The sequence below is a fragment of the Methanospirillum sp. genome, from assembly GCF_035406105.1.
Lineage (GTDB): Archaea > Halobacteriota > Methanomicrobia > Methanomicrobiales > Methanospirillaceae > Methanospirillum.
In genome coordinates this window covers 1-6,873 of the sequence record NZ_DAONKG010000135.1, presented here as the reverse complement: position 1 = coordinate 6,873, position 6,873 = coordinate 1, and the positions used below count along the sequence as shown (strand labels likewise).

Below are 6,873 nucleotides of genomic sequence, written 5' to 3'. Positions count from 1 at the left end.
TTCTCGATCTGATTGCCGCTGATTCAATTACTGATAAATCCGCAGTTGAGATCCTCCGTCTGATCCTTGATGCGGTAAAAGACGGGAAAAAGCCGGAAAGACCTGGGGAGATTGTGAACAGACTTGGCCTTGCAAAGACCAGTGGTGATCAGGTGACTGCCATGATACAGGAGGTCATTGCCGAGCAGCAGGCGGCGGTCGATGACTATTATGCCGGAAAGATGCAGGCATTGAATTTCCTGGTCGGACAGGTCATGAAAAAATGCAGAGGCCGTGCAGATCCCGGACATCTGAATAGGCTTCTTAAAGAGATTCTGGACAAGAAGGTCTGATATCATGCATCTGATTATTGCCGAGAAGAATATTGCCGCAAACCGGATTGCACAGATCCTCTCCGGAAATGAGAAAGTGACGGCAAAAAAGGAGGGCGGAGTGAATGTCTATTCCTTTGGTGATAAGATATCAATCGGACTTCGTGGCCATGTTGTTGAGGTTGATTTTGTCGAAGGATACACCAACTGGCGGTCACAGGAGCGGCCTCCCCGGTCATTAATCGATGCTGATACAATAAAACGGCCAACTGAACCGGCAATCGTCAAATTGATCCAGAAGATTGCAAAAAAGGCAAACCGTGTCACCATTGCCACGGATTTTGATACAGAAGGGGAACTTATCGGAAAGGAAGCGTATGAGCTGGTCCGTGCAGTCAACCCCAAAGTCCCGATTGACCGGGCACGGTTTTCAGCTATCACCAAGGATGAGATTACCCGGGCATTCTCGGAACCTGCAGAGATTGACTTTGATCTTGCTGCTGCAGGTGAGGCAAGACAGGTTGTTGATCTCATCTGGGGAGCATCTCTTACCCGGTTCATCAGTCTTGCTGCAAAACGGGGCGGTGGAAATATCCTCTCTGTCGGGCGTGTGCAGTCACCAACCCTTGCCATGATTGTTGACCGGGAACGGGAGATAGAGTCTTTTATCCCCGAGCCGTACTGGGAGATATCCCTGACCACGGAGAAGGATGGCGAACCGATCATCGCCCGTCATGCCGAGGGCCGGTTTACTGATAAAAAACTGGCTGATGCGGCTTATGCCGGGACAAAAGACCCTCTCGTCATCACTGAGGTTAAGGAAGGAAAGCGGGTAGATCGTGCTCCGACCCCGTTTGATACAACGCAGTTTATCGTTGCTGCTGCACGGATAGGATATTCTGCTGCTAATGCAATGCGCGTTGCAGAAGAATTGTATATGAACGGATTTATCTCATATCCCCGTACTGACAATACGATCTATCCTCCCTCCTTAAATCTTGAAGCTATCTTAAAGACGCTTGAAAAAACCAGGTTTGCTTCTGATGTGGCGTGGGTGAGAAAGAATAAACGGGCAAAACCGACTGAAGGGAAGAAATCATCTACTGATCACCCGCCAATCCACCCGACCGGTGTTGCAACCGAAGAGCAGCTGGGTGAAAACTGGAAATTATACGAACTCATTGTGAGACGGTTTCTTGCCACCCTTTCCCCTGATGCTCAATGGGCAACCATGCGTATCGAAATGGACGCATCAGGACAGAGTTATATTGCCACCGGCTCCCGCCTGACCGAGCCTGGATGGCGGATGGTTTATCCGTACTCTGAAGCAAAGGATTTGGTTCTTCCGTTGGTAAGAAAAGGGGAGAAGCTACTGATCAAGGATCTGAATCTTGAGGAGAAACAGACACAGCCACCACCGCGGTACTCACAGAGCAAACTGATCCAGGTGATGGAGGAGCTCGGGCTTGGGACAAAATCAACCAGGCATGAGGTGATCCAAAAACTCATCTCACGCAAGTACATCGAAGGCAACCCGCTTCGGCCAACACTTGTTGGAAAGGCGGTGACCGAATCACTGGAAGCACATGCATCAACGATTACCAGGCCTGATATGACCCAGAAACTGGAGCAGGCGATGGAGGCAATCAAGGTCAGAAACAAGACCCGTGATGGTGTTGTCGATGACTCCAGAAAGATGCTCCATCAGGTCTTTGATGAACTTGAACCAAACGAGGCAGTCATCGGACAGGAGATTATGGGTCAGACCGATGAAGAGCTGACCATCGGACCGTGTCCGATCTGTGGAAAAGACCTTCGGATCAGGCGGAAGGGTGCTTCACAGTTTATCGGATGCAATGGATATCCTGATTGTACCTTCAATATCTCCCTGCCAGGAACCATGTGGGGTTCTGCTGTCAGGACCAAGAAAGTCTGTGATATTCACAATCTTTTCCATGTCAGTCTTATTGCAAAAGGTGCACGGCCCTGGGAGATGGGATGCCCGCTCTGTCAGCTTATTGAGCAGCAGAAAGAGCACTATGCGAAGATACCCTCAATGACTGAGGCAATTCAGAAAAAACTTCTTGATGCCAGGATTTTTTCGCTGTATGATCTCTCAAAGCTTGAATCCGGCTTTCTTGCAAAGCAGATCGGGATCACCAAAAAGCTGGCAGATGCACTCATTCATGAAGCGAATGATGTCCTCGATCTGATCCGGAGACGGTCGGAATGCAAAAAGTTTATGAAGCAGTTTGTCCCCCCAAAACGAGGGCGGAGTCATACAAAAGTCATGAACGGGTTTGCCGAATCAGGAATCAATTGCATTGGAGATATTGCATCAGCATCACTTGAATCACTGAAAAAAACCGGCTTGTCCGAAGAGGAAGCAAAAACTCTCAAGGAAGAAGCAATAGCACTGGTTGCCAAAAACCAGCTGAAGGATATTGGTATTCCTGCCGTATCACTGAAGCGGTACCAAGAGGCCGGGTTTTTAACACCTGAAGATATCGCCTCAGCCCATCCGGCATATCTTGCGATAAAGACAGGTATATCTATTGAGACGGTTATCAGGCACGCAACCCTCATAGCTCAGGCGCTTGGAAGACCTGATCCGGTGAAGATATCGAAAAAGGCATTTGAAGCCGGGAGAACCGAGCTCCTGGCCCTGCCTGGAGTGGGGGAGTCAACCCTTGAGCATCTCTACCGTGCAGGAATTTATGATAAAAAAACCCTTGATACGGCAGATACGGCGATCGCTTCCAAACTGAGCGGTTTGTCAAAGGATCATGTAAAGAAACTTCAGGCCCTGGCAGCTGCCTGATACCTATCTCTCCCGAACGTTTTTCTTTCAGAACTCATGAAGCTGTACAGCACTTTTAAGGATGACATATATGCATACAAAATGGAAAACCTGGGCTCACGTAACCAAGCTGGACCCTGATAAACATCTTACCGAAGAGGAGATCGCAGAGATTGCAACAAGTGGAACCGATGCCCTTATCCTTTCAGGCACGCTCAATATCACAAAAGACAATATGTCACAGCTGCGTGACCAGGTCAAAGAGTATGGGTTGCCGCTTGTTGTAGAACCTGCCGGTCCTGAGTCGGTGATCTTTCACGGGATAGATCTGCTCTATGTTGCAAGCGTGATGAATACCTCTGATGCACGATGGATTGTCGGGAAGCACCGCGATTGGGCGATGAATCCTGACATTGTCTGGGAGAAGGTAATTCCTGAGGCATATATTGTATTAAATCCGAACTCTGCAGTGGGCAGGGTGACTGGGGCAGACTGCACCATCTCTGCTCAGGAAGTTGCCGCATATGCGTCTGTTGCAGACCATTATTTCAAATTCCCGATCGTATACATCGAATACAGCGGTATGTATGGAGATCCTGAAGTGGTGAAGAGCGCGAGCAGGGCAATCGATCACGCGATTCTATACTATGGAGGCGGGATTGATTCAGCAGAGAAGGCTGCAGAAATGGCAAAATATGCAGATACGATAGTCGTTGGAAATGCCGTCTATGAAAAGGGAGTAAAGACCCTTTTAGAGACTGTCCAAGCCGTGCAGTAATGAATGCCGCATATCCGGATTGTTCTGGTCGAACCTCTCTATGAGGGGAATGTAGGGTTTACTGCACGGGTGATGAAAAATTTCGGATTTACTGATCTTATCCTCATCAATCCCTGTACCCTCGGAAACGAGGCACTGATTCGTGCATCTCATGCGGATGATGTGCTTCGTCAGGCCCGCATCATGACACTTGATGAGGTATTTGCCACGTCACACCGGGTTGTCGCAACAACCGGTTCACTCTCATATTCTGCCTGTCATCCGACACGAATGCCATTTTATTCACCGAAAGAATTACGTGAACTTATCGGAGAGCTGGACGCAACGATATCCATCCTGTTTGGACGGGAGAACTGGGGACTTTCAAATGAAGAGGTCAGAAGGGCTGACATTGTGTGTACAATTCCTACGTCTCCCCTTTACCCTATTATCAACCTTTCTCATGCAGTCGGTGTGATCTGTTATGAGCTTGCCAATCTTCCAAAAGCAGTCATCCCTCTGGCAACAAAGGAAGAGATGGACCATCTCTATGAACATATTGATCAGTATCTGGATCGTGTGGACCATCCCGGGTTTAAACGGGAATCCACCATGACACTTATCCGCCGTGTTCTTGGACGATGTAATCTCACCTGGCGGGAATGCAGCACGATTCATGGTCTACTCAGGCGTTCTGAATGGCATTTTGCACCGCCTGAACAATGTCCGCCTCCGGCTCAGCACGACCTGTCCAAATCTGATCATAATGATAAACAGTAATCGAAAACAACAGATCGGTACATGATCCTTGTTGACTGGCAGATAATGGATCGTATCGAACGTGGGTATATCGGTATTGATCCCTATAATCCTGAATTAATACAACCAAATTCCATAGATATCAGACTTGGAAACCACTTTGTCTGGTATACGCCCGGGGATGATGTCATTGATCCCTATATTCGTGACAGCGTGATAAGCGGAACAGAAGAAATTACTGCAGAGAGTATTGTTCTTCACCCAGGTCAGTTTCTTCTTGCCGAGACAATGGAGGCAATTCGTCTTCCTGATAATATCGTCGCCAGCATCGAGGGGAAGAGTAGTATTGCCCGTTTGGGAATTGAACTCCATCAGACCGGTGGGTGGATTGATGCGGGGTTTGCGGGATCTATCACCCTTGAGATGTGTAATGTAAACCAGCGCCCGGTCAGGATGCATGCCGGTATGCCTATCGGGCAGCTGGTCTTTTACACCACCGAGCGGGCACATTGCCCGTATAATGCGAAAAAGGATGCAAAGTATCTAAACCAGCGACAGGCCACCCTCTCACGATACTACGAAAATAAAAAGAGAGCCTGACCTGATCATCTCTGCGGTCCCTTTTTTTTTAGTGCCGGGATCTTTTTAATAGAACCTATCTTGTTTTATACCCGATTAACGTCAACATATATGGATATTGTACATGGAGACCTGATTCATGCGCCTTCTTTTAATACATTCTGATTTCATCGAATATGAGGCAAAGAAGAAGACTAAATTTGCTGAAGAACCTTGTAATCCGGCTGACCGTCTAGATGATGCTCTGGTTGCCTTTTGTGCAGTCGAGTCACCGGATGCTGACGGTATTGAAGACGTGATTAGTCAGACGGTGGCAGCCATTAGCGAAATGGCCGGAAAGGTTGAATGTAACCGGGTGATGGTATATCCGTATGCCCACCTGTCATCAGACCTTGCCGCACCAGATCTTGCTGTTACCGCTCTGAAATCAATAGAGGATTCACTTGAAAAGGCAGGGTATGAGGTAAAACGAGCACCATTTGGTTGGTATAAATCATTCTCCCTCTCCTGTAAGGGACATCCGCTTTCTGAGCTCTCACGGTCAATCACCCCTTCAGAAGATGCAGCAAAACCGGAAAAGAAACATATTGAACATAAATTCTTTGTTCTGACACCTGAAGGGACGGTGCATGATGTGCAGGAATACCTTGATGATTCTCCTTTTGCAGCCCTTATCAGAAAGGAGATTGGCACTGCTGTTCCGGTTGGTGGAGAACCGGTTCATGTTGATCTGATGCGTTCGAAGGAGTTTGTGGATTATGAACCAGTCTCCGATGTGGGTCATCTCCGCTGGCTTCCCCGTGGAAAACTGGTTCGTGATCTTTTGGCAGATTATGCCCTCTCCCTTGTTCTTGACTATGGTGCAAGCCCGGTTGAGACGCCGGTGATGTATGATCTGGCTGATAAAGCAATCTTTGAGCACGCAGACAAGTTTGGTGAGCGGCAGTACCGGTTTAAATCAGGAAACCGGAATATGATGCTTCGGTTTGCTGCCTGTTTTGGTATGTTTACCACCATGCGGAGTATGCATATCTCTCCGAATCACCTCCCGATGAAAATGTATGAACTTTCTACCTACTCGTTCCGGCATGAACAGAAGGGAGAGGTTATCGGTCTGAAACGGCTTCGTGCCTTTACCATGCCTGATATGCATTCCCTGTGTAAGGATCTTGAGAATGCTCTGACCTGTTTCGAAGAACAGCTGGCTATCGGATGGAAGACCGGGCGGGACTTTGGGACCCAGCTCGTTGCTGTCTTCCGGTGCACCGAAGAGTTTTACAAGGACTATGAGGCATGGATCAAAAAAATTGTAAAAGAATCAGGCGTTCCTATCCTGATTGAAACCTTATCAGACCGGGTACACTACTGGATTGCAAAGATTGATCTTGCAGCAATTGACGGGCAGAACCGGCCGATTGAGAACCCGACTGTCCAGATAGATGTTGAGAGCAGCAGGCGGTTTGGGATAAAATATCATCTTGCTGATGGAACAGAAGTGTATCCACCAATTCTTCACTGTTCTCCAACCGGTTCAGTTGAACGGGTTTTTTGTGCCATCCTTGAAAATACGGTACATCAGAAGGTTGCACATCTTCCAACCTGGCTGACTCCGACCCAGGTCAGAATCATTCCGGTCACCGATAATCATCTTGCCTATGCAAAAGATC

Annotated in this window: 5 protein-coding genes and 1 pseudogene; all 6 read left to right on the top strand. The window is 48.1% G+C overall.

Features of this window, described 5'->3' with window-relative positions; translation table 11 throughout:
• Window positions 1-332: pseudogene (locus PLA23_RS08850) on the top strand (Asp-tRNA(Asn)/Glu-tRNA(Gln) amidotransferase subunit GatB); the annotation flags it as partial.
• Window positions 333-336: 4 nt separating this feature from the next.
• Window positions 337-3,132, top strand: a complete 2,796-nt coding sequence (locus PLA23_RS08845; RefSeq protein WP_324474899.1) for a DNA topoisomerase I — start codon at window positions 337-339, stop codon at window positions 3,130-3,132.
• 70 nt (window positions 3,133-3,202) lie between these two features.
• The gene (locus tag PLA23_RS08840) at window positions 3,203-3,889 is read left to right on the top strand and encodes a phosphoglycerol geranylgeranyltransferase (protein WP_324328296.1); all 687 of its coding nucleotides are present in this window, start codon (window positions 3,203-3,205) and stop codon (window positions 3,887-3,889) included.
• Window positions 3,890-3,892: 3 nt separating this feature from the next.
• Window positions 3,893-4,648, top strand: a complete 756-nt coding sequence (locus tag PLA23_RS08835) for an RNA methyltransferase (RefSeq protein WP_324474898.1) — start codon at window positions 3,893-3,895, stop codon at window positions 4,646-4,648.
• Between the two features lie 21 nt (window positions 4,649-4,669).
• Window positions 4,670-5,227 (top strand): dCTP deaminase, encoded by a 558-nt coding sequence (dcd, locus tag PLA23_RS08830; protein ID WP_324474897.1) that lies wholly within the window; start codon window positions 4,670-4,672, stop codon window positions 5,225-5,227.
• Between the two features lie 118 nt (window positions 5,228-5,345).
• Window positions 5,346-6,873, top strand: a 1,528-nt coding sequence (locus PLA23_RS08825; protein WP_324474896.1) for a threonine--tRNA ligase, incomplete at its 3' end; no start/stop codon positions are given.

Coding starts and splice junctions, on each gene's coding strand:
- dcd (WP_324474897.1), top strand. CDS start 4,670: ATGATCCTTGTTGACTGGCAGATAATGGATCGTATCGAACGTGGGTAT.
- PLA23_RS08845 (WP_324474899.1), top strand. CDS start 337: ATGCATCTGATTATTGCCGAGAAGAATATTGCCGCAAACCGGATTGCA.
- PLA23_RS08840 (WP_324328296.1), top strand. CDS start 3,203: ATGCATACAAAATGGAAAACCTGGGCTCACGTAACCAAGCTGGACCCT.
- PLA23_RS08835 (WP_324474898.1), top strand. CDS start 3,893: ATGCCGCATATCCGGATTGTTCTGGTCGAACCTCTCTATGAGGGGAAT.